Raw genomic sequence first — 23,161 nt, forward strand, 5'->3', positions numbered from 1 at the left:
TCATGGCCCTTCCTGTCGAAACCTTTTTTCTACAGCCTGACGCGCAAGGCACCCTGCAATCGCAGATCCAGCAGATGATTGCGCAAGGCATCCTGTCCGGCCGATTCCAGCATGGCGAAAAGCTGCCCTCAACACGCAAGTTGGCTGCCCATCTGGGGGTAAGTCGCATCACGGTGACCATCGCCTATACCGAGCTTTTGGCGAATGACTATCTGATGTCGAAAGGGCGTTCGGGCTATTACGTGTCGGAGAACGCACCAAGCCCGCCATCATTTTCACCCAGCCCTGATACGCTGGATGCGGTGGACTGGACCCGTGCCATCGGGCAACGTTTCAGCGGCGGCGTGACGCCAAGCAAGCCACAGGATTGGCCCAGCTACCGCTATCCTTTCGTGTATGGGCAAGCCGATCAGTCCCTGTTCGATCATGCAAACTGGCGGTTGTGTGCTTTGCAAGCGCTTGGGCAGCGCGACTTCACCTCGATGACTAGCGACTACTATGATCAGGACGATCCTCAGCTCATTGAATTCATTGCGCGCCACACCCTGCCCCGCCGAGGGATTACAGCAGCGCCAGAACAAATTCTGATCACTCTGGGCGCACAAAACGCACTTTGGCTTACCGCACAGGTACTGTTGACGCAGCGCCGCCGCGCGGCGCTGGAAGACCCCTGCTATCATGCTTTGCGCGATATTCTGGTGCAATCACGCTGTCATGTAACCCCTGTGCGTGTTGATCAGGACGGTCTGCCGCCCGAAGCGATCCCTCCTGACACCGACGTCATCTTTACTACTCCAAGCCACCAATGCCCGACCAATGCTACCATGCCGATGCCACGCCGCCGCGCGCTGCTGGCCCGAGCGCGTGAGATCGACGCGCTGATCGTCGAGGACGACTACGAGTTCGAAACCTCGTTCCTGCGCGCACCCTCCCCCGCGCTTAAATCGCTCGATACCGATGGGCGCGTGATCTATGTGGGCAGCTTCTCCAAATCACTTTTTCCGGGCCTGCGCCTTGGCTACCTTGTCGGGTCCGAGCCTTTCATCCGCGAAGCCCGCGCCCTCCGAGCATCAGTGCTGCGGCACCCGCCCGGACATATTCAACGCACCGCAGCCTACTTCCTATCGCTGGGCCATTACGATGCGCTGGTGCGCAAGATGGGCAATGTACTGCACGAACGACGCACAAAGATGGAAGAAGCCATCGCGGAATACGGTCTGAACATTGCAGGCCAAGGTGCGCATGGCGGGTCGTCATTCTGGATGCGCGCACCAGACGGCATAGACACGCGCATCCTTGCTGCACGCCTGCGCAATCGAAGTGTGCTGATCGAACCTGGACATTCATTTTTCGGCGGCGAAGACCAGCAGCGCAATTTTTACCGGCTTGGCTATTCTTCAATTCCGACAAGCCGCATATCGGAGGGAATGAAAGCCCTTGCATCAGAAATTGAAGCTATGACCCATAGTGGTCATATTCCGGTATGAAATCTGGCCCTAACCCTTTGGTGATAGACGCCGTAACCTATCCGACAACCAGATTCGTATTTATACAACCGAAGGATCACCTCCGATGAAGATGACCACCGAAGAAGCTTTCGTCAAAACGCTCCAGCGCCACGGTATCCAGCATGCGTTTGGCATTATCGGCTCTGCCATGATGCCGATCTCGGACATCTTTCCGAAGGCCGGAATTAAGTTTTGGGACTGCGCGCACGAAGGCTCCGCTGGTATGATGTCTGACGGTTACACCCGCGCGACAGGCAAGATGTCGATGATGATCGCGCAAAACGGTCCCGGCATCACCAATTTCGTCACCGCCGTGAAAACTGCCTATTGGAACCACACGCCGTTACTGCTGGTCACGCCGCAGGCCGCGAACAAGACCATCGGTCAGGGCGGCTTCCAAGAGATGGAGCAGATGAACCTGTTCGCCGATTGTGTGGCCTATCAGGAAGAAGTGCGCGATCCGACCCGCATCGCCGAGACGCTGAACCGCGTGATCATGCAGGCCAAACGCGCCTCTGCGCCTGCGCAGATCAACGTGCCGCGTGATTTCTGGACGCAAGTGATTGATATCGAAATCCCTGAAGTGGTCGAATTCGAGCTGCCTCAGGGTGGTGAGAACGCCGTGGCAAAAGCGGCTGAAATGCTGTCCACGGCCAAGTTCCCCGTGATCCTGAACGGCGCCGGCGTCGTGCTGGCAAAGGGCGGCATCGAGGCATCGCGCGTACTGGCCGAGAAACTGGATGCGCCGGTTTGTGTCGGCTACCAGCACAATGATGCTTTCCCCGGCAATCACCCGCTGTTCGCAGGACCGCTGGGCTATAACGGGTCGAAAGCGGGGATGGAGCTCATCTCCAAGGCCGATGTGGTTTTGTGCCTTGGCACACGCCTCAACCCGTTCTCTACCCTGCCGGGCTACGGCATTGATTACTGGCCGACAGACGCGAAAATCATTCAGGTCGATATCAACCCAGACCGCATCGGTCTGACCAAAAAGGTCACGGTGGGCATTGTCGGCGATGCAACCAAAGTGGCGTCCGCTATCACTGCCCAACTGGCCGATACCGCAGGCGATACTGACCGCGACAACCGCAAAGCTATGATCGCACAAACCAAATCCGCTTGGGCGCAAGAACTCACCTCGATGACGGACGAACAGGACGATCCCGGCACTACGTGGAACCAACGCGCTCGCGCAGATAAGCCGGACTGGATGAGCCCCCGCATGGCGTGGCGCGCGATCCAGCAGGCGCTGCCGCAAGAGGCGATTATCTCCTCCGATATCGGCAACAACTGTGCCATCGGTAACGCCTATCCTTCATTCAGCGAGGGGCGCAAATACCTTGCTCCCGGTTTGTTTGGGCCTTGCGGCTATGGCCTGCCGGCCATCGTGGGTGCCAAGATCGGACAACCACACGTGCCGGTCGTTGGCTTCGCAGGTGACGGCGCCTTTGGTATCGCCGTGAACGAATTAACAGCCATTGGTCGCGGTGATTGGCCCCCGGTCACGCAGGTCGTCTTCCGCAACTACCAGTGGGGCGCGGAGAAGCGTAACTCGACCCTGTGGTTTGACGACAACTTTGTCGGCACCGAGCTGGACACAGATGTGTCCTACGCCGGTATCGCGCAGGCCTGCGGATTGGAAGGCGTCGTGGCTCGTACGCAGGACGAACTGACAACTGCACTGGCGAAGGCGATCGACGACCAGATGAACAACGGCAAAACCACCCTGATCGAAGCGATGATCAATCAGGAGCTGGGCGAACCCTTCCGCCGTGACGCCATGAAAAAACCTGTATCCGTGGCGGGAATTGATGTTGCCGACATGCGTGATCAAGCAGTCTGATTTGTGCATTCAAAGGCAACAGATGATTGGGATAGGCTAATATGAGCGTCTTGCGCGATATTCGAAAACGCGCAGCCGAGCGGCCTGCACATATTGTCATGAGCGAGGGTCAAGACCCTCGGATCGTGGCTGGTGCGCTGGCCGCCCTTGACGCAGGCATGGGGCCGATCACATTGGTTGGTCCCGAAGCCGAAATTACCGCGCTACTGGCGGAATCCAACGCAACGAGCCGTGAAGGTCTGTACATTCAAGATACAGAGACATCCCCTCTGACAGAGCGCTACGCAGAGCTTCATTACGATCTGCGCCGCCATAAAGGCCTGAACAGGGCCATCGCGGCGCGGCAGTCCCGAGATCAGCTCATGTTTGCTGCCTTAATGGTTCACACAGGTGACGCAGACGGCACGATAGGTGGCTCAATCTCGACAACGGCCCAAACAGTCCGCGCCGCGTTGACGATGATCGGAAAAGCCCCCGATGCTGCGATCGTTTCTTCAGTTTTTTTAATGGAGTTCCCAGAAAATCACCCGTCTGGCCGCAAGGTCATGGTGTTCGGGGACTGCGCGCTTGTCATTGATCCGGACGCGGCTGAATTGGCCGCGATTGCTGCCCAGTCTGCCGACTCGTGCAAACATCTCACAGGCGATGACCCCCGGGTTGCCCTGCTTAGTTTCTCAACCAAGGGGTCGGCAAAGCACGAACGTGTGACCAAAGTGACTGATGCTCTGGCGCTTTTGCAGGCAGCGCATCCCGATCTGCCCGCCGACGGCGAACTGCAATTCGACGCTGCTTTTGTACCTGCGATCGGCGCGTCCAAAGCGCCCGGATCAACAGTGGCAGGATCGGCCAACGTGATGATTTTCCCCAATCTTGATGCCGGCAACATCGGCTACAAGATCGCCCAACGTATAGGGGGCTGTGACGCCATCGGCCCCATCCTTCAGGGCTTGAACAAGCCGGCCAATGATCTATCGCGTGGATGCAGTGCTGCGGATGTGACAAACATGATCGCCGTCACCACGGTACAGGCCGCACAATAACCCCGTCAGGAGAGACTTATGTCGCATAAACAACCCGTGCTGGACCTGAGCCCGAAAGTCTCCGACGAGATCAGAAAGACCACATGCTATATGTGTGCCTGCCGCTGCGGCATAAATGTGCACATGAAGAAGGACCCGCTCGGCGATCTCAAGGTCGCTTACATCGAGGGCAACCGCGATCACCCCGTAAACAAGGGTGTGCTTTGTGCCAAAGGCTCTGCCGGCATCATGCAGCACAACGCCCCGTCGCGCCTGCGCGCGCCGATGAAACGTGTGGGTGAGCGGGGATCAGGCAAATTCGAAGAGATCAGCTGGGACGAGGCCTATACCATCGCCGAAAGTTGGCTGCGCCCCATCCGAGATACGAACCCAGAGAAACTTGCCTTCTTCACAGGACGCGACCAGTCGCAAAGCTTTACCTCGCTCTGGGCCCAAAGCTTTGGCACACCGAATTATGCCGCACACGGCGGGTTCTGCTCGGTCAATATGGCGGCCGCCGGCATCTATACGATGGGCGGCGCATTTTGGGAGTTTGGTCAGCCCGATTGGGATCATACTAAACTGTTTATGCTGTTTGGCGTGGCCGAAGATCACGATTCAAACCCCATCAAGATGGGTATCGGCAAAATCAAAAAGCGCGGCGCGCGGGTGGTCGGGGTCAATCCCATCCGCACCGGTTACAATGCCGTGGCCGATGATTGGGTCGGCATTACGCCGAGCACTGACGGGCTGTTTATCCTGTCGATGATCCACTGCCTGATGCAGGCCGGCAAGATCGATCTGCACTATCTGGCGCAATATACAGACGCCGCTGTGCTGATCAACGGAGACGAAAAGTCACCTGAGTACGGCCTCAAGCTGCGTGATGCAGACGGCAAAGAGCAGGTTATCGACCGCACCACCGGCAAGCTCGCCCCGTTTGACCGCAAAGGCGTGAAGCCCGACCTTGCCGCCAGTTACCGCGCCAAAGGCATCACGCACCGACCCGTCTTTCACCAGATGGCCGAGATGTATCTTGATGATCAATACGCCCCCGAAGCCGTGGCAGAGCGTTGCGGCATCTCTGCCAAACGCATCCGCGCGCTGGCTGCCGAACTAGCACGCGTGGCGTTCGAAGAAGCATTCGAGCTTGATCACGAATGGACCGACTTCCGCGGAGAGCACCACAAGACGATGACAGGTCGCCCTGTATCCTTCCATGCGATGCGCGGGATTTCCGCCCACGCAAACGGCTTCCAAACCTGCCGCGCGCTGCATACGCTGCAAATCCTGCTTGGTACCGTTGAGGTGCCGGGCGGCTTTAGGTTCAAGCCGCCCTACCCCAAACCTGCAACAGCCCACCCCAAACCGCACTGTAAAGCTACACCGGGCGCACCGCTTGATGGTCCGCACCTTGGTTTTGTGCACGGCCCCGATGATCTGGCCCTCAAGGAAGACGGCAGCCCTGCGCGTATCGACAAGGCTTTCACGTGGGAAAACCCGATGTCCTCTCATGGCCTGATGCATATGGTCATCTCGAACGCTTATGCGGGCGATCCCTATAAAATTGACACGCTTTTCATGTATATGGCGAACATGTCGTGGAACTCTTCCATGAACACGACAGGCGTCACACAGATGCTTACCGACAAGGACGAAAGCGGCGAATACGTTATCCCGCGCATCATCTATTCCGATGCCTACAGCTCTGAAATGGTCGCCTATTCCGATCTGATCCTGCCCGACACCACCTATCTTGAGCGGCACGATTGCATCTCTCTGCTGGACCGCCCCATTTGCGAGGCGGACGCCATGGCAGACGCGATCCGCTGGCCCGTGGTAGAGCCTGACCGGAACGTCAAAGGCTTCCAGTCCGCGCTATGTGATCTGGGTGCCCGCCTTGGTTTGCCCGCCTTCACCAATAAGGACGGCACCCAGAAATACGCCGATTACGCCGATTACATCGTCAACCATGAACGCCGCCCAGGTGTCGGGCCGCTGGCCGGTTGGCGGACGGGGGCAAATGGACTGCAAAACGGGCGCGGCGATGTGAACGCTTCCCAGCTCGATAATTACATCGCCAACGGCGGCTTCTTCGTCGAGCACATTCCCGAAGGCGCGAACTACTACAAACCGTGGAACGCCGACTATCAAGATTGGGCAGTGAAGATGGGTCTTTATGATAGCCCGCAGCCCTACCTTTTTACTCTCTACTCAGAACCAATGCGCCGCTTCCAGCTGGCCGCCGAAGGCCACGGAGAACGGCAGCCCCCAGACCACCTGCGCGCACGCATCCGCGAAACGATGTCCCCCCTGCCGATCTGGTACGAGACCGACCAGCAGGGTAACGAGGGCTTCACTATTACCGCACTCACCCAGCGGCCCATGGCGATGTACCATTCATGGGGTAGCCAGAACGCGTGGCTGCGCCAACTGCATGGTCGTAACCCGATGTATTTTCCGTCCAAACTGATGCGCGCGCATGACCTGAACGATGGCGACTGGGCCGAGATTACATCACCCCATGGCTCCATCACCGTGCCTGTAATGGAGATGGCTGCGCTAAACGAAAATACGATCTGGACATGGAACGCGATAGGCAAACGCAAGGGGGCTTGGGCACTGGACAAAGACGCGCCAGAGGCCACCAAAGGCTTCCTGCTCAATCACCTGATCCATGAACTTCTGCCCCCCAAAGGGGACGGGCTCCGCTGGGCCAACTCTGACCCGATAACAGGACAGGCCGCATGGTTTGACCTGAAAGTCGCCGTCAAAAAGGTCGACGCTCCTGCAGATGCAGAATCCCAGCCAAGCATGCCGCCGATCAAATCCCCCGTTGGCCAAGGTCCGTCAGCGCTTAAATGGAAAGTTGGAAAATGACCGCACCGCGCTGCACCCATACCGTAACCGGCTGGCAGGACGTACCGCTGTATGTGCCCGAATACGGTAATCCTGACGGCATACCCGTTGTCCTTATCCACGGCTGGTCACAGTCGCACCAAAGCTGGACGCGCCAGCTCTCCGGCCCATTGGCCGAGCATTGCCGCCTGATCGTACCTGATCTGCGCGGCCATGGCCTATCGGGAAAACCGGACGCTACTGAAGCCTATGACAACTCGGCCCCGTGGGCGGGCGATCTGCATGCCATCATTGAAACCCTCGCGTTGAAACGTCCGCTGCTCATCGGCTGGTCCATGGGCGGCTGGGTGGTGCAGGATTATCTGCGCGTACAGGGCGATAAGGCAATTTCCGGCTTCAGCCTGATCGGCTCTTCCGGTTCAACTGGCCGTTACAGCCCGGTCGAGGCGTTGGAGCGGCGAGAGAACGATAGCGCCGTGCGCGCCACAGATATGTATGGAGAGGAATTGGGAGCGAACCTTGTCGCGACAGTGGCGTTCCTAAAGGCATGCTTTGCTACGCCACCCGATCCCGATGATCTAGCGATCATGACTGGCTTTAATATGCTTTGCCCACCGCATGTGCGGTTGGCCTCGCGCAAACGGCATGAGGATTACGGCCCCGATCTGGCCAAGACATCCGTGCCTGCGCTGGTGCAATGGGGCGTGCATGAACGGCTTGCCGTTTCACCGATGCCGGAGAAAACCGTCGAAATCCTTCCAAACGGGCGGGCGATCAAATACGCCCACAGCGGCCATGCGCCGTTTTGGGAAGAGACCGAAGCCTTCAACGCTGATCTGCTGGCCTTCGCCCAAAGCTGTTATGCAAAGGACCGGACCTGATGACGACGCTCCCGACCCATACCGACAAAAAGCTTGGACTGGTAATTGATCTGGACACCTGCGTGGGCTGCCACGCTTGCGTGATTTCCTGCAAAGGCTGGAACACTGAGAACTACGGCGCACCGCTGTCAGATCAGGACCCCTACGGTTCCGATCCGTCAGGCACGTTCCTCAACCGTGTGCACAGCTACGAAGTGCAGCCAGAACAGGGTGCAGCCCAGCTGATCCACTTCCCCAAATCCTGCCTCCATTGTGAGGACGCCCCCTGCGTCACCGTTTGCCCGACTGGCGCGAGCTATAAGCGCGTCGAAGACGGCATTGTGCTGGTAAACGAGAGTGACTGCATCGGCTGCGGCCTTTGTGCATGGGCCTGCCCCTACGGCGCACGCGAGATGGACGCAGCCGAGGGCGTGATGAAGAAATGCACGCTGTGTGTGGACCGCATTTATAACGAGAACCTGCCAGAGGTGGACCGCACCCCGTCCTGTGTGCGCACCTGCCCTTCAGGCGCGCGCCACTTCGGCGATCTTGGCGATCCGGACTCGGATGTCAGCCAGTTGGTCGCAGCACGTGGCGGCATGGACCTGATGCCAGAGCAAGGCACGAAGCCGGTGAACAAGTACTTGCCGCCGCGCCCCAAAGACCAGCTCTCGGGGGACGAGGCACAGATAGATGTTCTGGCCCCATTCCTTGAGCCGGTCGCGACCGAGGCCACAGGATTTCTGCGCTGGCTCGACAAGACACTGGAGAAACTCTGATGCATCCCGCCCCCTCCGTCATCTTCTTCTCAACCTTTTCGGGCCTCGGTTTTGGCCTGCTAGTATTTCTGGGCCTAGGCATGCCAGCGAGCACAGGGTTCAGCGCCTTTGCGTTTTTCACCATCGCCTATCTGTTTGCAGTGGGCGGTTTGATCTCGTCGACCTTCCACCTCGGCCATCCCGAACGGGCGCTCAAAGCGTTCACACAATGGCGGAGCAGCTGGCTGTCGCGTGAAGCATGGTGCGCGGTGGCCGCGCTGGTGCTGATGGCGATCTACGGCGCGGGTTTGGTGTTTTTTGCTCAACGCTGGACGGTTTTAGGTCTGTTAGGGGCTGCCGCGTCACTGGGCACGGTGTTCACAACATCGATGATCTACGGCCAACTCAAGACCGTCCCACGCTGGTACAGCGTTTACACGCCCGCCAACTTTCTGTCGCTCTGCCTTGCGGGCGGCGCGCTTCTGTCGGGGCAGGTGATCCCGGCAGTAGTCCTGCTGGCCGTTGCTGGCGGCATTCAAGTGGCCACTTGGTGGCGCGGTGATAGCGCTCTGGCAACTAGCGGCACGGACATGGCATCGGCCACCGGCCTTGGCAATATCGGGAGCGTGCGCGCGTTTGAGCCGCCCCATACCGGCACCAACTATCTGCTGCGCGAATTCGTCTATATGATCGGGCGTAAGCACGGCCAAAAACTGCGCATCATCGCGATTCTGTTGATGGCCGTGTTGCCCGTCATTTTCCTGCTGATCCCATTCAACCACTGGATTGCCCTGCTTGCAGTCATCTCTCATATTACCGGTGTGCTAACCGCGCGCTGGCTCTTTTTTGCGCAGGCAGAGCATGTCGTTGGTCTGTATTACGGGAAGCGATAACTACGGTTGACATAACATTACGCGATGCAACCCCCGCAGACACCCAAGCCATGTCCGACCTCACCTACCGGTCCAAGAAATCGAATGGCTATGACGACGATCTGATGCGCTATTTCAGGGAGGGTCTCATGATCACGCCTGATCGGCTAACGCAGCTCTGTTTCTGGATCGCGGAAGTTGACAACGCCATGGTCGGATGCAGCCCGATAGAGCCCATCGACAACACAACAACCGAAGTGGGCAATTTCTTCATCGATCCAGCCCACAAGAGCCGCGGCATCGGCAGACATTTGTGGTATGAGCTGCGCAGCACCGCCCAGATTCAGGGCCTCACACGCGTGGCCGTGCGCGCGGAACCCGCTGCGCAGCAGTTCTTTCAAAGCGTCGGCTTCAAGGCTTGGGGTGAAGCTTTTTCGCGCCACTTGCCCGGGAAAATGGGCTCGTATATGGTCTGTGACATCTAGAGCGGCAGACGCTTTTCAATCATCCGCGCCATGATCGAGGCGCCAACAGGCAAGATGTCGGGGTCGAGCGTGAAGGACGGATTGTGCAGTGGCACCGTTCCCGCATGCCCCACCACGCAATAGGCCCCCGGTACAATCTTGAGCATATCGGCAAAGTCTTCGGATCCCGTAGCAGGATTATCCTTACTGAAGATATTCTCAGGGCCCACGATCACAGCCGCAGCTTCCAGATAGGCATCCGACAGGTCATTGTCGTTGATCAACACGTCAAAGACGTTGCGCAACTCCAGCGTGATTTGCACGTCGTGCGCCAAAGCACACCCATCGCATAGGGCCTGCATGCGGCCCGCTGCCAGCGTGTAAATCTCGTCTTTGAAGTAACGGATTGTGCCTGCAAGCGTCGCCACCTCTGGCACCACATTATAGCCCACACCAGCATGCAGTTGCGTCACAGACAGCACGCAAGTGTCCAGCGGGGGGACGTTCCGGCTGAGAATTGTTTGGGACTCTGTCGCGAGGCTGGCTGCGATGATCAGCGCATCCCGCCCATCCGAGGGGCGCGCGGCATGGCTGCCTTTGCCCGTCACCGTGATGTCAAAGAAGGCCGCGCCCGCCATGGCGACCCCTTTGCATATCCCCACCTTGCCCGGCTGGCCGTTGGGCATGTTGTGCATCCCGTAAATCTCATCACAGGGGAACTGCTCGAACAAGCCGTCCGCAATCATCTGGCGCGCCCCGCCTAGGCCCTCTTCGGCGGGCTGAAACACGATCACAGCAGTGCCATCAAACTCCCGCGTGGCGGCCAGATGTTTGGCTGCGCCCAACAGCATGGTGGTGTGCCCGTCATGGCCGCAGGCGTGCATGATGCCATCATTTTTCGAAGCATAGTCCAAACCCGTAATCTCGTGGATCGGCAGCGCGTCCATATCCGCGCGCAGCCCAACGCGGCGGTTACCCTTCTGCTTACCGTGGATCAGGCCGACAACACCCGTCTTGCCCAACCCGGTAAAGACTTCGTCTACGCCGTAGTCGCGCAGCTTCTGTGCCACGATGTTACTGGTGCGTTCTTCGGTGAAACCGATTTCAGGGTGAGCGTGCAGATCGCGAAATATCGCGGTCAACTCGTCAGTGCTTTGGGAAATCAGGGGCAGGATGTTCATCGGGAAGGCTCCGGACATAACGGGTTTAACCCCACCTTATGTCCGAATATTCCCGATGTGTAGGGCGCTGTTTTTACAGCAATCCCGCGTGCTTTAGGCCGGCATCAACCAGCTTGCGCGTCTCATCGCTGAGGCCCGTGAGCGGCAGGCGCACTTCTTCGGAACACAAATCAAGGCGTGACATCGCGTATTTTACGCCCACCAGACCCGGCTCGGTAAAGATTGCTTGATGCAGCGGCATCAACTGATCCTGAATCTCAAGCGCTTTAGTGTAATCGCCCGCAGAACACGCCGCTTGCAACTGCGCGCTAAGCTTTGGCGCCACGTTCGCCGTGACCGAAATACAGCCAACACCGCCTTGGGCGTTAAAGCCATGGGCAGTGGCGTCTTCACCCGACAGCTGAACAAATTCTTTGCCGCAGGTAATGCGCTGCGCAGAAACCCGCGCCAGATCGCCTGTGGCATCCTTGACGCCGACAATGCGTGGCAGCTTGGCCAGCTCACCCATCGTTGCGGGGCTCATATCGATGACCGAACGGGGCGGGATGTTATAGATGATGATCGGCAGTTCGCAGCAATCATGTACAGCCGTGAAATGCGCAATCAGGCCGCGCTGGGTCGGCTTGTTGTAGTAAGGCGTGACCACAAGAATTCCGTTAGCGCCAACTTTTTCAGCGTGCTGGGCCAAGCGGATGCTTTCCAGCGTGTTGTTGCTACCGGCACCCGCAATCACCGGAATCCGGCCCGCTGCTGCTTTGACAACTTCTTCGACGACCATCTCATGCTCGCGGTGGGTCAACGTGGGCGATTCGCCCGTAGTACCCACTGGAACAAGGCCGTTAGAGCCTTCACCCACATGCAATTCGACAAGTTTCTTCAGCGTTTCAATATCCAGCTCGCCGTTGCGAAACGGCGTGACGAGGGCAGGCATAGAACCTGAAAACATGTGCACGCTCCTTTATGTGCTGGAGACCGAAAGGCCACCTGGGATGAAGGCCCTCCATTGAACGGAGAGACCGGAGGAAGACCGCCTGCACGCGGACACGTGAATTGAACCCGCGCGCATATAGTCTATGTTGCAAGGCTGTACTGTGAGCGAGGTAGGAAATGCAAGCCATGAGACACTATCTGACCGCCCTGTTGCTGGTCTGTGCCATGACTTCAACTGCCACTGCCGAACAACGTCCGCGCCCGTTGGGCTGGGCAATGGACGCCTTACGGGGCGGTGATCTTGCAGCGGCGGAGCGCATAGCCGAGCGTGACGGCCCCGTCGCACGTGATGTAATTGTCTGGCACCGCCTGCGCGCAGGCGCGGGCAGTTTTGCCGAGCTGACCGATTTTCTTAAGCGCCGCGCAGACTGGCCCGGGATGGACTATCTGCTGCGCCAGTCAGAGCCGAAGGTGCTGAAACAAAGCGACGAAGAAATCATCACCTTCTTTGATCAATACCCCGCCCAAACGCCGATGGGTTTGTTGGCCCACGCAAAGGCGCTGAGCGCAAAAGGGCTTACTGGTCCGGCGCAAGCCAACGTGGTGCTTGCATGGCGGACCATGCGAATGAACGCCAATTCGCAAGCCGCCTTTCTGGCCGACTATGCAGAGCTTTTGAAACCCCATCACGATGCGCGGCTGGATGCGATGGTCTGGGAGCGCGAATATGACGAAGCGCGCCAGATGTACGGCGTCGCCAGCAAAGAAGCCGAGCAAGCAGCCGAATCGCGCATCGCCTTCTACCGGCGCTTGGACAGCGCGGTGGATACTTACGAAAACCTGCCAGTCGCGCTCAAGATCACTGGCGGCGTGAACCATGCGCGATTCGAGTGGCGTATTCGCAAGGGGCGCGAAGCAGATGCAAAGGATCTGATGCTTGAAGCCTCGCGCAGGGTTGAGGGGCTTGGCAATCCAGCCGCTTGGGGCAATCGCCGACGCGCGCTCGCCCGTGACGAGATGCGCTCAGGCGATCCGAAACGCGCCTACGATATGGCCTCGCAGCATTGGCTGACCGAAGGGTCAGATTTTGCTGACTTGGAATGGTTGTCTGGCTACATCGCGCTGCGCTTTCTCAACGACCCTATACGCGCGCTAAAACACTTCAAGGCGCATGACGGTGCGGTAGAATCCCCTATCAGCCAAGGGCGTGCTGGATATTGGCAGGGCCGCGCGCTGGAAGAAGCGGGCGACAACGAAGGGGCTAGTGCCGCTTACGCGATGGGCGCCAAGTTCCAGACTTCGTTCTACGGCATTCTGGCCGCTGAACGTGCCCGCATTCCTTTCCCTGAAAAGCTGCGCGGGAAGCCCCCGGCACAGGACTGGCGCACAAGCCCGCTGGCACAGGCACCCCTATTCGAGGCCGGACTACTCTTGCAAGCCTCCGGAGAGATGGACCTTGCAGAACGCTTCTGGACCCATCTGGCCGATCAATTGCTTGAGCCTGATTTGGAACTGCTGGGACAAGCGGCCATTGATGTTGAGCAACCCCATATCGCGGTGATGATCGGCAAACGCGCTGCCCGCCGCGGGCTTGAGATCGCATCTGCCTATTACGCACTTCACCCCGCCGGTGAAGCGAACCTTCCGATGGCCCCCGAAATGACCCTTGCCATCGCCCGCCGCGAGAGCGAGTTCGACCCTGTCGTGCAATCCTCCGTGGGTGCGCGTGGGTTGATGCAGCTGATGCCTGCCACTGCCAAGGAAGTGGCCCAAACACTTGGCATCCTGCCCCAGCACACAATTGACAGGCTCACCGCAGATCCGGTCTATAACGCACGCCTTGGCACGCAATATCTGTCCGAACTTGCAGGCCGCTTTGACGGCAACGTGGTGATGATGTCCGCAGGGTATAACGCCGGCCCAAGCCGCCCGATCCGCTGGATGGAGCAATTCGGCGATCCGCGTGACGGCGACATCTATGTGGTGGACTGGATCGAAATGGTTCCCTTCCGCGAGACGCAGAATTACATCATGCGCGTGACAGAAAGCCTGCCCGTTTACCGTGCGCGCCTTGGCCGTGATCCGCTGCCCATCCCCTTTTACGAAGAACTGACCGGCTCAACGTTGAAGGCGTTCGCGCCAAAAGGTGAATAGGCCTGCCGCTACGATAATCACACAGCCGATGGCGACGTTGGCGCTTACGGTTTCACCAAACAAGGTAACGCCGATGGTCGCGGCAAACACCAACTGGAGATAGGCAAAAGGCTGCACTGCGCTAGCCTCAGCCACCTCATAGCAGCGGATAAGCAGCCAGTGACCCGTCACACCGGTAAAGCACAGACAGACCATCCAGACCCAGTCGCGACCGTTCATCGGCTCCCAGAACCACAGGCCCAGCGCCGTCATCGCGACCGCCCCCACCGTGCCGGTCCAGAAAAAGCTGGTCGCCGTACTGTCGCGCCGCCCAGCGTAGCGGGTGAGCAGGCCATAGACTGCAAACATCGCCGCGGCGAGCAACGGGATCAGCGCGCGGATATCAAATACTTCACGACCGGGCTGCAGGATGATGAGCACCCCTATGAAGCCCACGCCAATCGCCGCCCAGCGCCGCCAGCCCACACGCTCCCCCAGAACCGGGCCGGACAGGGCCGCGACCAGCAGTGGGTAACAGGTGAACACCGCATGGCTTTCGACCAGCCCCAAAATCGTGAAGGCCGCAACCATCACACATATCTCCAGTGACAGGAGCAATCCTCGAGTGATCTGAATCAGCGGTTGTGTCGTCCTCGCCGCCACCAGAATTCCGCCAGCGCGTCGCTTGGCGATGGCGATGACAAAAGCCGCGAAGAACCAGTAGCGGATCATCACGATCATCAGCACGTTATACTCGCCCGCCAGATGCCGTGAGAGACCATCTTGCACCGCAAATACGAGCGTAGTGGCAATCATCAGCATGATGCCCAACGGGATATTGTTGCCCTGGCTCATGTCAGTACGGCCCGTGTCATGTGTCGCTTGCGGCCATAGCCCTGCACGCGGTTCACATCAAACCCTGCATCCTGCAATCCGCGCCGGACAAAACCCGCAGCCGTATATGTCGCCGCCGTCCCGCCAGCTGCTGTGTGCCGCGCCACCTGCGCCATCAACTCTGTCGACCAAAGTTCCGGGTTCTTAGCCGGTGAAAATCCGTCGAGAAACCATGCATCCGCGCGGCCCTCCCAATCGGGCAGAGTCTCGCGGGCGTCCCCCAAGACAACGCGCAGTTCAAAATCGGGGCCATCCAGATTGGCGGGAAAAAATTCGGTCTGCATCAAATCAGCCGGCAACCCTTCGAACGCGGACAAGGCGGCGTGCAGATCAGCCATTGCCATCGGGTAAGCCTCAAAACTGGTAAAGCGCAGCTTGCCGCCACACCCACAGGCGCGAAAAACCTGCAATGCCATCAGAAAATTCAGCCCCGTGCCAAAGCCAAGCTCGGCCACGTGAAAGTCATCCGCAAAACGCGCTGGAAGGTCGTTACCGGCCAAAAATACATGACGCGTTTCATCCATGCCATTTTCAAGGCTGAAATAGGGATCGTCAAAACGCGTTGATACTGGCACCAGCCCGTCTCGCCATTCTATCTGTGCCGTCTGGTCCTGCACGCCCATGCCCTGTACCTGTACCTGTAATTCTGGCGCAATCTGCGCCATCAAGGAGGCAGGAGCAATGACCGAAATCACCATTCGTGGCGCGGGTATATTTGGCCTATCGGTCGCTTGGGTCTGCTGCCAGAGAGGAGCCCGTGTGCAGGTTATTGATCCGCACGGACCCGCAGCAGGCAGTAGCGGTGGCATCGTCGGCGCGTTGGCCCCGCATGTCCCTGAAAACTGGAATTCGAAAAAGGCATTTCAGCTGGAAAGTCTGCTAATGGCCGAAGAGTTTTGGGCTGATATCGCAGCCGTCGGTGGCAAGAACCCCGGCTATTCACGCAGCGGCAGACTGCAGCCCATTGCCGATCCCGCAGCCCGTGCGCTGGCCGAACGCCGTGCAGGGACCGCACGCGATCTATGGCACGTTCACGCGACATGGGAGGTTATCCCCGCACCGCAAGGCGACTGGCAACCAAACAGCCCCGACGGTCACCTGATCCGCGATACCCTCAGCGCGCACCTGCATCCTCGTCAGGCTTGCGACGCACTTGTCGCCGCACTGCGCAGCCACGGGGTAGAAGTTGTACCGGAAGCCGCCGACAAAGGCGCCGTCCTTTGGGCAACGGGTGTGGCTGGTCTGGAGGCGTTGAACCTTGGCCGCCCCCGTAGTGTCGGCAACGGTGTTAAGGGGCAAGCGGCCCTGCTGCGCTATGATGCAGCAGGCGCGCCGCAACTTTTTGCAAGTGGCGTGCATGTCATCCCGCATCTGGACGGCACAGTTGCCATCGGATCAACCTCAGAGCGCGACTATGACGACCCCGCCAGCACCGACGCGCAGCTTGACGATGTCGTCGCGGCCGCACGCGCGGCGGTACCTGCGTTAAAATCCGCGCCAGTCATCGCCCGCTGGGCCGGTGTGCGGCCGCGCGCGCGTTCCCGTGCGCCCATGTTGGGCACGTGGCCCGAACGTGCAGGGCATTTCATTGCAAATGGCGGTTTTAAAATTGGCTTTGGCATGGCGCCCAAGGTTGCCCATGTCATGGCGGACCTCCTGCTGGATGGAATCGACGCCATTCCAGACGGCTTTCGCGTGGAAGACAGCCTGTGACGCCGCGCCTAAGGAGCCTCGATCACTTGGTGCTGACTGTGGCTGATATCCCGACAACACTGTCGTTCTATACACAGATACTTGCCATGTCTCATGCACCTTTCACCGTTGCAGACGGCAGCACCCGCCACGCGCTACGTTTTGGCGATATGAAGATCAACCTGCACCAGCATGGGGCGGAGTTCGAACCCAAGGCGCGGCAGGTCCAAACCGGTTCTGCCGATCTGTGCTTTCTAAGCGATACGCCGCTGGACGTTTGGCAAGCGCACCTGAAAGCTCACAGCGTTCAAATAGAAAACGGTCCGGTGCACCGCACAGGTGCCACCGGACCGATTATGTCGCTTTATCTTCGTGATCCCGATGGCAATATTATCGAAATCAGCGTTTCCGCTTAACGGGCAATCTCTGCGCGCAGGGCCGTCATCAGTTCGGTCAGTTCCTTGACGTAGATCTCTCCGACCAACTGGCCATTGTCGTCAAAGGCTTCATAGCTGGCGGCAACGTGAATCTCCGGCCCTTGCAGGATACGTGGACGGAACGGCACCATAAAGCTGCGCAGGATCAGCTGCGCACGCTCACCACCCGCGCGGCCTGCTGCCGCTGACATCACCGCAACCGGCTTATCGCCCCACGGTTTGATCTGCGAACGGCTGATCCAGTCAAGCGCATTTTTCAGAACCCCGGACGGCCCCTTGTTATATTCCGTAGTAGAAATGAGAACCGCATCCGCGTCAGCAATCTGCTGGGCAAGCGCATCCACGGCCGCAGGCACGCCGTACGCGTCCTCCTCATCACCATTGTAGAGCGGCAGGTTGAGGTCCGCTTGGGAATACTCTGCCCCGCCGAACAGCCGCGCTGCCTCGGCCAAAAGCAAGGAATTGTGGCTGCCTTTGCGCAGGGAGCCGGAAATGCCGAATAATTTTACAGGTGCCATCGAATTGATCCTCGTTCGAGTGATGTGTTGGCCTTTAATGTGAGGCTGTTGCGGCAATGCTCAAGGGCGGCTGGCGCGCAGGCGCTGTGCGGGCATGCAAAGAGCGCACAAAATAAAAGCCCCGGGGCCCTTCGGCGCCGGAGCTTTAGAAGTGTATCGCTGCCAAATTAGCTGGCGTTTGGCAGGATCACAATTTCCACACGACGGTTTTGCGACTTGCCTTGCGGGTTCAAGTTGCTTGCAACAGGCTGGCTTTCGCCGCGACCAAAGGCCTGAATACGCGTAGGCGAAACGCCGTTGTTGATCAGCACAGAAGAAACCGCGTTGGCGCGGCTTTCGGAAAGCTGCTGGTTGAACGAAGCTTCACCATCGCTGTCGGTGTGACCGATGATCTGGATGGTTGAGTTCTGGTAGGCCTGCAGGTTGCCTGCAACGGCACCAAGATCACGCTGTAGGTCAGGACGTACATTGCTGGAACCAGTCGTGAACAGGATGTCCTGCGGCAGGGTCACGATCAGACGGTCACCTGTGTTGTTGATAGTGACATTGTCATTACCAAGGCTCGCGCGCAGATCGCGCTCTTGCTTGTCAAGGATCGCACCGGCGCCGGCACCAAGAGCACCGCCAATCAATGCCCCCTTCAGCGCGCCCTGGTCACGGTTGCCGTCACCCTTGGACAGGGCACCAATGACGGCACCGGCACCGGCACCAATCAATGCGCCATTCTTGAGACGTTGGTTCGGATCGCCCTGTGGCGCCATGATAGAGCCGTTAGGATTTGTACAAGCGCCCAAAGCAACTACAGTCGCCATTGCGGCCAAAGCTGGGAATTTCAAAATAGTCATATTTTACTGCCTTACTGTTTCGGCTCCGTTCGGGCGAAGCATCTTTTAGGTGAACGCAACATAAGACGTAAAGGTTCCCGACAAAATGCCGCATTACGGGGAATAAGCGACAACTCGCGCACCCTGCGCAGCGTCAGCGGCTCTCCGCGCGTGCCGCTTCATAGCCAAGCATCGCCCGCTTGATCGGTAGCCCCCAGTGATAGCCACCCAGTTCCCCCGATTTGCGCAGCACGCGGTGACAGGGGATGAGGTAACCAATCGGGTTGCGCCCGACGGCAGTCCCGACCGCGCGCACGGCTTTGGGCGTGCCAATGGCCTTAGCAATCTCACCGTAGGTTGTGACGTGTCCCTCCGGCAGCTTTAGCAACGCCTCCCATACTTTAATCTGGAATGGCGCCCCTATAAGGTAGAGCGGCGCACGTTCCAGTGTCCGGTCCATCCCGAATGCTGCCAGTACCCAAGGGCGCAGGCGCTCTGGATCTTCGGCGAAGGTTGCTGCTGGCCATCGCGCCAACAAATCGTCCATTGCGGCGTCTTCGCCCATCTCGGCTGCCAAAGACAGACCGCAGATCCCCTTGTCCGTGCCCATCACCAGAACCGCACCAAAGGGGCTATCAAACCAGCCCCAAAGAATCTCTAGACCCGCGCCACCACTGGCGTATTCGCCGGGGCTCATGGCCTCCCAGCGCACAAACAAATCGTGCAAACGCCCCGTACCAGAAAGACCCGCCACATGCGCCGCTTCTAACGTGGTAAAACGTGCGCGCAGCAGCGCCTTGGCATGGCCCAGCGTCAGGTACTGCTGGTATCGCTTCGGCGAAACGCCAACCCACGCCGAGAACACCCGCTGGAAATGCGCCGTGCTCATACCTAACTGCGCGGCGAGCGCGTCTAGCGACAGCGTCTCCTCCGCGCTGTCAATCAGCGCAATGGCACGCGCGATTACGCCGTAATGATAGGCGTTCTGAGGGGTATCCGAGTTTTGCATCATCTGTGTCATGAAGCCACAATATGCCCCTGCCCGCTTGCACGCGACCCGAAACATGCGCATACCTTCGGCCCATGGAAAAAGCGTCAAAACAGCTCGATTATCACACCATCCGTGCCATCATGGAGCGGTTCCAAGAAGCAGAGCCTGAACCAAAAGGCGAGTTGGAGCATCTGAACGTCTATACGCTGGTTGTGGCGGTCGCCCTGTCCGCGCAGGCCACGGATGCCGGCGTGAACAAAGCCACCCGTGCGCTGTTCCAGATCGCCGATACGCCGCAAAAAATGCTCGATCTGGGGCTGGAAGGGCTGACCGAACACATCAAGACCATTGGCCTGTTCCGCCAGAAGGCGAAGAACGTCATCAAGCTGAGCCAGATACTGGTCGATGAATATGACGGTGTGGTCCCGAACTCCCGCGCGGCATTGCAATCCCTGCCCGGCGTCGGGCGCAAAACCGCGAATGTGGTTCTGAACATGTGGTGGCACCAGCCGGCCCAAGCGGTAGACACGCATATCTTCCGTGTCGGAAACCGGACCGGCATCGCCCCCGGCAAAACCGTTGAGGCAGTCGAACGCGCCGTTGAAGATAATATCCCCGCTGATTTCCAGCTCCATGCGCATCACTGGCTGATCCTGCATGGCCGCTATCACTGCAAGGCTCGCAAACCCCAATGCCGGACCTGCATCATCAGAGATCTATGCGAATACAAGGACAAGACAGAATGAAGACGTACGACCTCGTAGGGATCGGCAACGCAGTTGTGGATGTCATCAGCCATTCCGATGACGCATTCCTTGATAACATGAGCATTGAAAAAGGCATCATGCAGCTGATCGAGCAAGACCGCGCTGAGCAGCTGTATGGCGCGATGGACGACCGGCTGCAAACACCCGGTGGCGCGGTGGCAAACACAGTCGCTGGCGTTGGCGCGCTGGGGCTGAACACCGCCTTTATCGGCCGCGTAAACGATGACGGTCTGGGCCACTTTTACGCCGATGCGATGACTGACAATGGCATCGACTTTGTGAACCCGCCTGTCGCTGACGGTGACCAACCCACTTCGCGCTGCATGATCTTCGTCACTCCGGACGGGGAGCGGTCACTGAACACCTATCTAGGCATCTCAACCGGCCTCACCTCGGATGATGTCCCTACCGAAGTGGCAGGCAATGCCAAGCTGATGTTCCTTGAGGGTTATCTTTTTGACCATGACGCCGGCAAAACCGCCTTTCGCGAAGCAGCACGGGCGGCAAAAGCTGGCGGCGGGATGGCGGGCATCACCATCTCCGATCCTTTCTGCGTGGAACGGCACCGCGCCGATTTTCTGCAAATGATCGAGCACGAGCTGGATTACGTCATCGGCAACGAGGCCGAAATTAAATCACTGTTCGAAACAGACGACCTTGAAGAAGCGATGACCCGCACCTCCGCCCTTTGCCCCCTGATGGTCTGCACCCGCAGTGGTGATGGCGTAACGCTCATCCGTGGATCTGAGCGCGTGGACCTTCCCGCGCCTGCACGTATCACCCCTGTCGACGCAACAGGTGCAGGCGACCAATTCGCCGCAGGCTTCCTCTACGGTCTTGCTACGGGCCGCGATCTTGAGACATGCGGGCGCATGGGCAACCTATGTGGAGCCGAGGTGATCTCTCATGTCGGCCCACGTCCCGAAGCCGACATGATGGAAATCTTCCGCCGCGAGGGGCTCGTCTGATGCTTGAAGATGGATTCTACGATGTGCCACCAAACAAGCTGGCTGTGATTGTCACGCACCTGGAGATGCACGCGCGGCCCGAAACGAAACAAGTGACGCTGCCGCTAGGCCTCACATTCCGGCAAGTGACCCCCACATTGGAATGGTACCGCGATGTCTTTACCCGCGTCGGCACAATGGACTGGCTTTGGTACGGACGGCTCAAACTGTCCGATACAGCGCTTCAGGCCATCCTTGATGATCCGGCAATCGCCTTTTTCACCCTGTCCATAAACGGTGTTGACGAAGCCTTGCTAGAGCTTGATTTTCGGACGGCTGACGAATGTGAGCTGGTCTATTTTGGCCTCACCTCAAATCTCATCGGCTCCGGCGCGGGGCGTTATCTGATGACTCAGGCGATCACTCGCGCATGGGATGCCGACATCCGCCGCTTTCATGTGCACACCTGCACCAGTGATAGTCCGCAGGCGTTGGAGTTTTACCGTCGCTCGGGATTTACCGCCTACAAGCGCGAAGTTGAAATTGACGATGACCCGCGCATATCTGGGGTCACCCCCCAAACTGCCGCGCCCGCTATCCCGATTATCTGAGAGGTTTGCAGTCTTTCCCGACAAAGCAGTCCTTTACTGCGCGGATCATCTTTGCCGTGGGCGTTTAAAACAACTAGCCCCCGCACGGGTTTGTCGCGACTATCCCGCCGTCCACGCCCAGTTCTACAAATGCTAAAACGTCCGAGCCTTCTTTGACGTTTGCGCACCACGGGCCGAAACAGGCGACCGCCAATGTCACCGGCTTGCTATACGGTGTTGAGAACCCGCTATAGGATAAAGACTTTCCCGTCAGTTTCGCCTTGATCCACGTCATCTTTGGCGTCGCATGCTGGTTATTCAAGTCCACTTTTGGCAACCGACGCGCATTAAAAGATAGACGCCCCCGCACAATCACAAACCGCGCCTCAGCCGCCTGCGCCTCCAAGAATGCCGCCTCAACCGAATGCGGCATGCACGACAATGCCGTGGCCGTGACAGGTGTACATGCAATGAGCGCAGCAAAGAGCGCGGCTTTCAAAGCAGTTCCCCGAATTCTTCCAGAACCCGCGCGTAGACTTCCCGTTTAAACGGCACGATCCCCTCCAGCATCGCTCCCGCCTCCAGCCAACGCCACTCGCTGAATTCCGGCTCTGCCGTCTGGATGTTCACCTGATCATCACGCCCCTGAAAGCGCAGCAAGAACCACTTTTGCTCTTGCCCGCGAAAGCGGCCCTTCCAGATATTCGGGACCAGATCATGCGGCAAATCATAGGGTAGCCAGCCGGCCGTTTCCGCCTCGATCCGCACCAGATCGCGCGTAACGCCGGTTTCTTCCTCAAGCTCCCGCAGCGCCGCTTCGCGCGGGTCTTCGCTCGGATCAACTCCGCCCTGCGGCATCTGCCAAGCCTCGACATCGCGATCAAGCCGCTGCCCCACAAACACCTCGCCGGACGCATTGATCAACATAACCCCGACACAAGGCCGGTAAGGTAATTTTTCGATTTCTTCCGGTGTCATGCGTGCGTCCATTCCTGTGATCCCGTTCCAATGGATCCTACAACACTCCCACATAGACCGGAAGCGCCCCCCACGCTGACGCGGCGTTTTTAATGA

The 23,161-nt window shown here is 58.7% G+C and carries 23 protein-coding genes; 14 read left to right on the forward strand and 9 right to left on the reverse strand.

Going from position 1 to position 23,161, the window contains the following annotated elements:
* The first annotated feature begins 2 nt into the window (after positions 1-2).
* The 8 genes from pdxR to V7730_RS12095 all read left to right on the forward strand — a co-directional run bounded on the left by pdxR (position 3) and on the right by V7730_RS12095 (position 10,204).
* Complete coding sequence (gene pdxR, locus V7730_RS12060) at positions 3-1,487, forward strand: MocR-like pyridoxine biosynthesis transcription factor PdxR (protein WP_335747843.1); 1,485 nt, start codon at positions 3-5, stop codon at positions 1,485-1,487.
* 85 nt (positions 1,488-1,572) lie between these two features.
* Positions 1,573-3,351 carry a sulfoacetaldehyde acetyltransferase gene (gene xsc / locus V7730_RS12065; RefSeq protein ID WP_335747844.1) on the forward strand — a complete coding sequence of 593 codons (1,779 nt, stop codon included), beginning with the start codon at positions 1,573-1,575 and terminating at the stop codon, positions 3,349-3,351.
* Positions 3,352-3,392: 41 nt separating this feature from the next.
* The gene (gene pta, locus V7730_RS12070) at positions 3,393-4,391 is read left to right on the forward strand and encodes a phosphate acetyltransferase (RefSeq protein ID WP_335747845.1); all 999 of its coding nucleotides are present in this window, start codon (positions 3,393-3,395) and stop codon (positions 4,389-4,391) included.
* An 18-nt stretch (positions 4,392-4,409) separates the two neighbouring features.
* The gene (locus V7730_RS12075) at positions 4,410-7,250 is read left to right on the forward strand and encodes a molybdopterin oxidoreductase family protein (protein WP_335747846.1); all 2,841 of its coding nucleotides are present in this window, start codon (positions 4,410-4,412) and stop codon (positions 7,248-7,250) included.
* Positions 7,247-8,110: an alpha/beta fold hydrolase gene (locus V7730_RS12080; protein ID WP_335747847.1), complete on the forward strand. Its 864-nt coding sequence runs from the start codon at positions 7,247-7,249 to the stop codon at positions 8,108-8,110. Before V7730_RS12075 ends, V7730_RS12080 begins: the two co-directional genes overlap by 4 nt.
* Positions 8,110-8,868, forward strand: a complete 759-nt coding sequence (locus V7730_RS12085; RefSeq protein WP_335747848.1) for a 4Fe-4S dicluster domain-containing protein — start codon at positions 8,110-8,112, stop codon at positions 8,866-8,868. Before V7730_RS12080 ends, V7730_RS12085 begins: the two co-directional genes overlap by 1 nt.
* Complete coding sequence (locus V7730_RS12090) at positions 8,868-9,740, forward strand: dimethyl sulfoxide reductase anchor subunit family protein (protein WP_335747849.1); 873 nt, start codon at positions 8,868-8,870, stop codon at positions 9,738-9,740. The genes V7730_RS12085 and V7730_RS12090 overlap by 1 nt, the downstream gene beginning before the upstream one ends.
* 50 nt (positions 9,741-9,790) lie before the next feature.
* A complete protein-coding gene (locus V7730_RS12095) occupies positions 9,791-10,204 on the forward strand; it encodes a GNAT family N-acetyltransferase (protein WP_335747850.1) in 414 nt (137 codons plus the stop codon).
* Here V7730_RS12095 and V7730_RS12100 read toward each other — a convergent pair.
* Positions 10,201-11,382: a M20 aminoacylase family protein gene (locus V7730_RS12100; RefSeq protein ID WP_335747851.1), complete on the reverse strand. Its 1,182-nt coding sequence runs from the start codon at positions 11,380-11,382 to the stop codon at positions 10,201-10,203. The genes V7730_RS12095 and V7730_RS12100 overlap by 4 nt on opposite strands.
* 55 nt (positions 11,383-11,437) lie before the next feature.
* Positions 11,438-12,310, reverse strand: coding sequence for a 4-hydroxy-tetrahydrodipicolinate synthase (gene dapA, locus V7730_RS12105; protein ID WP_335747852.1), 873 nt, complete (start codon positions 12,308-12,310; stop codon positions 11,438-11,440).
* 161 nt (positions 12,311-12,471) lie between these two features.
* Between dapA and V7730_RS12110 the strand changes: the two genes are divergently transcribed.
* Positions 12,472-14,448 carry a lytic transglycosylase domain-containing protein gene (locus tag V7730_RS12110; protein ID WP_443070215.1) on the forward strand — a complete coding sequence of 659 codons (1,977 nt, stop codon included), beginning with the start codon at positions 12,472-12,474 and terminating at the stop codon, positions 14,446-14,448.
* On the opposite strand, the gene V7730_RS12115 is transcribed toward V7730_RS12110, so the two are convergent.
* Both V7730_RS12115 and mnmD read right to left on the reverse strand, forming a co-directional pair.
* A complete protein-coding gene (locus V7730_RS12115) occupies positions 14,413-15,282 on the reverse strand; it encodes a DMT family transporter (RefSeq protein ID WP_335747854.1) in 870 nt (289 codons plus the stop codon). The two genes, V7730_RS12110 and V7730_RS12115, sit on opposite strands and share 36 nt — an antisense overlap.
* Positions 15,279-15,944, reverse strand: a complete 666-nt coding sequence (gene mnmD / locus V7730_RS12120; RefSeq protein WP_443070217.1) for a tRNA (5-methylaminomethyl-2-thiouridine)(34)-methyltransferase MnmD — start codon at positions 15,942-15,944, stop codon at positions 15,279-15,281. The genes V7730_RS12115 and mnmD overlap by 4 nt, the downstream gene beginning before the upstream one ends.
* Before the next feature lie 58 nt (positions 15,945-16,002).
* On the opposite strand from mnmD, the gene V7730_RS12125 reads away from it, so the two are divergent.
* Both V7730_RS12125 and V7730_RS12130 read left to right on the forward strand, forming a co-directional pair.
* Positions 16,003-17,034: an NAD(P)/FAD-dependent oxidoreductase gene (locus tag V7730_RS12125; RefSeq protein ID WP_335747855.1), complete on the forward strand. Its 1,032-nt coding sequence runs from the start codon at positions 16,003-16,005 to the stop codon at positions 17,032-17,034.
* Between the two features lie 26 nt (positions 17,035-17,060).
* Positions 17,061-17,429, forward strand: a complete 369-nt coding sequence (locus V7730_RS12130) for a VOC family protein (RefSeq protein WP_335747856.1) — start codon at positions 17,061-17,063, stop codon at positions 17,427-17,429.
* On the opposite strand, the gene V7730_RS12135 is transcribed toward V7730_RS12130, so the two are convergent.
* From V7730_RS12135 to V7730_RS12145, 3 genes are all read right to left on the reverse strand, one after another.
* On the reverse strand, positions 17,426-17,968 hold the full coding sequence (locus V7730_RS12135) for an NADPH-dependent FMN reductase (protein WP_335747857.1): 543 nt from the start codon (positions 17,966-17,968) through the stop codon (positions 17,426-17,428). The genes V7730_RS12130 and V7730_RS12135 overlap by 4 nt on opposite strands.
* A gap of 167 nt (positions 17,969-18,135) precedes the next feature.
* Positions 18,136-18,813, reverse strand: a complete 678-nt coding sequence (locus V7730_RS12140) for an OmpA family protein (RefSeq protein WP_335747858.1) — start codon at positions 18,811-18,813, stop codon at positions 18,136-18,138.
* Between the two features lie 133 nt (positions 18,814-18,946).
* Positions 18,947-19,813 (reverse strand): bifunctional helix-turn-helix domain-containing protein/methylated-DNA--[protein]-cysteine S-methyltransferase, encoded by an 867-nt coding sequence (locus V7730_RS12145; protein WP_335747859.1) that lies wholly within the window; start codon positions 19,811-19,813, stop codon positions 18,947-18,949.
* A 62-nt stretch (positions 19,814-19,875) separates the two neighbouring features.
* On the opposite strand from V7730_RS12145, the gene nth reads away from it, so the two are divergent.
* From nth to V7730_RS12160, 3 genes are read left to right on the forward strand one after another with little or no spacing between them, the layout of a single operon-like run.
* Positions 19,876-20,529 carry an endonuclease III gene (nth, locus tag V7730_RS12150; RefSeq protein ID WP_335747860.1) on the forward strand — a complete coding sequence of 218 codons (654 nt, stop codon included), beginning with the start codon at positions 19,876-19,878 and terminating at the stop codon, positions 20,527-20,529.
* Complete coding sequence (locus V7730_RS12155; protein WP_335747861.1) at positions 20,526-21,518, forward strand: adenosine kinase; 993 nt, start codon at positions 20,526-20,528, stop codon at positions 21,516-21,518. Before nth ends, V7730_RS12155 begins: the two co-directional genes overlap by 4 nt.
* Positions 21,518-22,108 carry a GNAT family N-acetyltransferase gene (locus tag V7730_RS12160; protein WP_335747862.1) on the forward strand — a complete coding sequence of 197 codons (591 nt, stop codon included), beginning with the start codon at positions 21,518-21,520 and terminating at the stop codon, positions 22,106-22,108. Before V7730_RS12155 ends, V7730_RS12160 begins: the two co-directional genes overlap by 1 nt.
* A 73-nt stretch (positions 22,109-22,181) precedes the next feature.
* On the opposite strand, the gene V7730_RS12165 is transcribed toward V7730_RS12160, so the two are convergent.
* Together V7730_RS12165 and V7730_RS12170 are read right to left on the reverse strand one after the other, a co-directional pair.
* On the reverse strand, positions 22,182-22,586 hold the full coding sequence (locus V7730_RS12165; RefSeq protein WP_335747863.1) for a hypothetical protein: 405 nt from the start codon (positions 22,584-22,586) through the stop codon (positions 22,182-22,184).
* Positions 22,583-23,065, reverse strand: a complete 483-nt coding sequence (locus tag V7730_RS12170) for an RNA pyrophosphohydrolase (protein WP_335747864.1) — start codon at positions 23,063-23,065, stop codon at positions 22,583-22,585. Before V7730_RS12170 ends, V7730_RS12165 begins: the two co-directional genes overlap by 4 nt.
* Positions 23,066-23,161: the final 96 nt, after the last annotated feature.

Origin of the sequence: Sulfitobacter sp., assembly GCF_036961165.1 — a bacterium.
In the GTDB taxonomy this organism is placed as follows: domain Bacteria; phylum Pseudomonadota; class Alphaproteobacteria; order Rhodobacterales; family Rhodobacteraceae; genus Sulfitobacter.

What these genes read in the sequence shown, in the direction of transcription:
- pdxR (WP_335747843.1), top strand. Translation starts at nt 3, where the DNA reads ATGGCCCTTCCTGTCGAAACCTTTTTTCTACAGCCTGACGCGCAAGGC.
- xsc (WP_335747844.1), top strand. Translation starts at nt 1,573, where the DNA reads ATGAAGATGACCACCGAAGAAGCTTTCGTCAAAACGCTCCAGCGCCAC.
- pta (WP_335747845.1), top strand. Translation starts at nt 3,393, where the DNA reads ATGAGCGTCTTGCGCGATATTCGAAAACGCGCAGCCGAGCGGCCTGCA.
- V7730_RS12075 (WP_335747846.1), top strand. Translation starts at nt 4,410, where the DNA reads ATGTCGCATAAACAACCCGTGCTGGACCTGAGCCCGAAAGTCTCCGAC.
- V7730_RS12080 (WP_335747847.1), top strand. Translation starts at nt 7,247, where the DNA reads ATGACCGCACCGCGCTGCACCCATACCGTAACCGGCTGGCAGGACGTA.
- V7730_RS12085 (WP_335747848.1), top strand. Translation starts at nt 8,110, where the DNA reads ATGACGACGCTCCCGACCCATACCGACAAAAAGCTTGGACTGGTAATT.
- V7730_RS12090 (WP_335747849.1), top strand. Translation starts at nt 8,868, where the DNA reads ATGCATCCCGCCCCCTCCGTCATCTTCTTCTCAACCTTTTCGGGCCTC.
- V7730_RS12095 (WP_335747850.1), top strand. Translation starts at nt 9,791, where the DNA reads ATGTCCGACCTCACCTACCGGTCCAAGAAATCGAATGGCTATGACGAC.
- V7730_RS12100 (WP_335747851.1), bottom strand. Translation starts at nt 11,382, where the DNA reads ATGTCCGGAGCCTTCCCGATGAACATCCTGCCCCTGATTTCCCAAAGC.
- dapA (WP_335747852.1), bottom strand. Translation starts at nt 12,310, where the DNA reads ATGTTTTCAGGTTCTATGCCTGCCCTCGTCACGCCGTTTCGCAACGGC.
- V7730_RS12110 (WP_443070215.1), top strand. Translation starts at nt 12,472, where the DNA reads ATGCAAGCCATGAGACACTATCTGACCGCCCTGTTGCTGGTCTGTGCC.
- V7730_RS12115 (WP_335747854.1), bottom strand. Translation starts at nt 15,282, where the DNA reads ATGAGCCAGGGCAACAATATCCCGTTGGGCATCATGCTGATGATTGCC.
- mnmD (WP_443070217.1), bottom strand. Translation starts at nt 15,944, where the DNA reads ATGGGCGTGCAGGACCAGACGGCACAGATAGAATGGCGAGACGGGCTG.
- V7730_RS12125 (WP_335747855.1), top strand. Translation starts at nt 16,003, where the DNA reads ATGACCGAAATCACCATTCGTGGCGCGGGTATATTTGGCCTATCGGTC.
- V7730_RS12135 (WP_335747857.1), bottom strand. Translation starts at nt 17,968, where the DNA reads ATGGCACCTGTAAAATTATTCGGCATTTCCGGCTCCCTGCGCAAAGGC.
- V7730_RS12140 (WP_335747858.1), bottom strand. Translation starts at nt 18,813, where the DNA reads ATGACTATTTTGAAATTCCCAGCTTTGGCCGCAATGGCGACTGTAGTT.
- V7730_RS12145 (WP_335747859.1), bottom strand. Translation starts at nt 19,813, where the DNA reads ATGACACAGATGATGCAAAACTCGGATACCCCTCAGAACGCCTATCAT.
- nth (WP_335747860.1), top strand. Translation starts at nt 19,876, where the DNA reads ATGGAAAAAGCGTCAAAACAGCTCGATTATCACACCATCCGTGCCATC.
- V7730_RS12155 (WP_335747861.1), top strand. Translation starts at nt 20,526, where the DNA reads ATGAAGACGTACGACCTCGTAGGGATCGGCAACGCAGTTGTGGATGTC.
- V7730_RS12160 (WP_335747862.1), top strand. Translation starts at nt 21,518, where the DNA reads ATGCTTGAAGATGGATTCTACGATGTGCCACCAAACAAGCTGGCTGTG.
- V7730_RS12170 (WP_335747864.1), bottom strand. Translation starts at nt 23,065, where the DNA reads ATGACACCGGAAGAAATCGAAAAATTACCTTACCGGCCTTGTGTCGGG.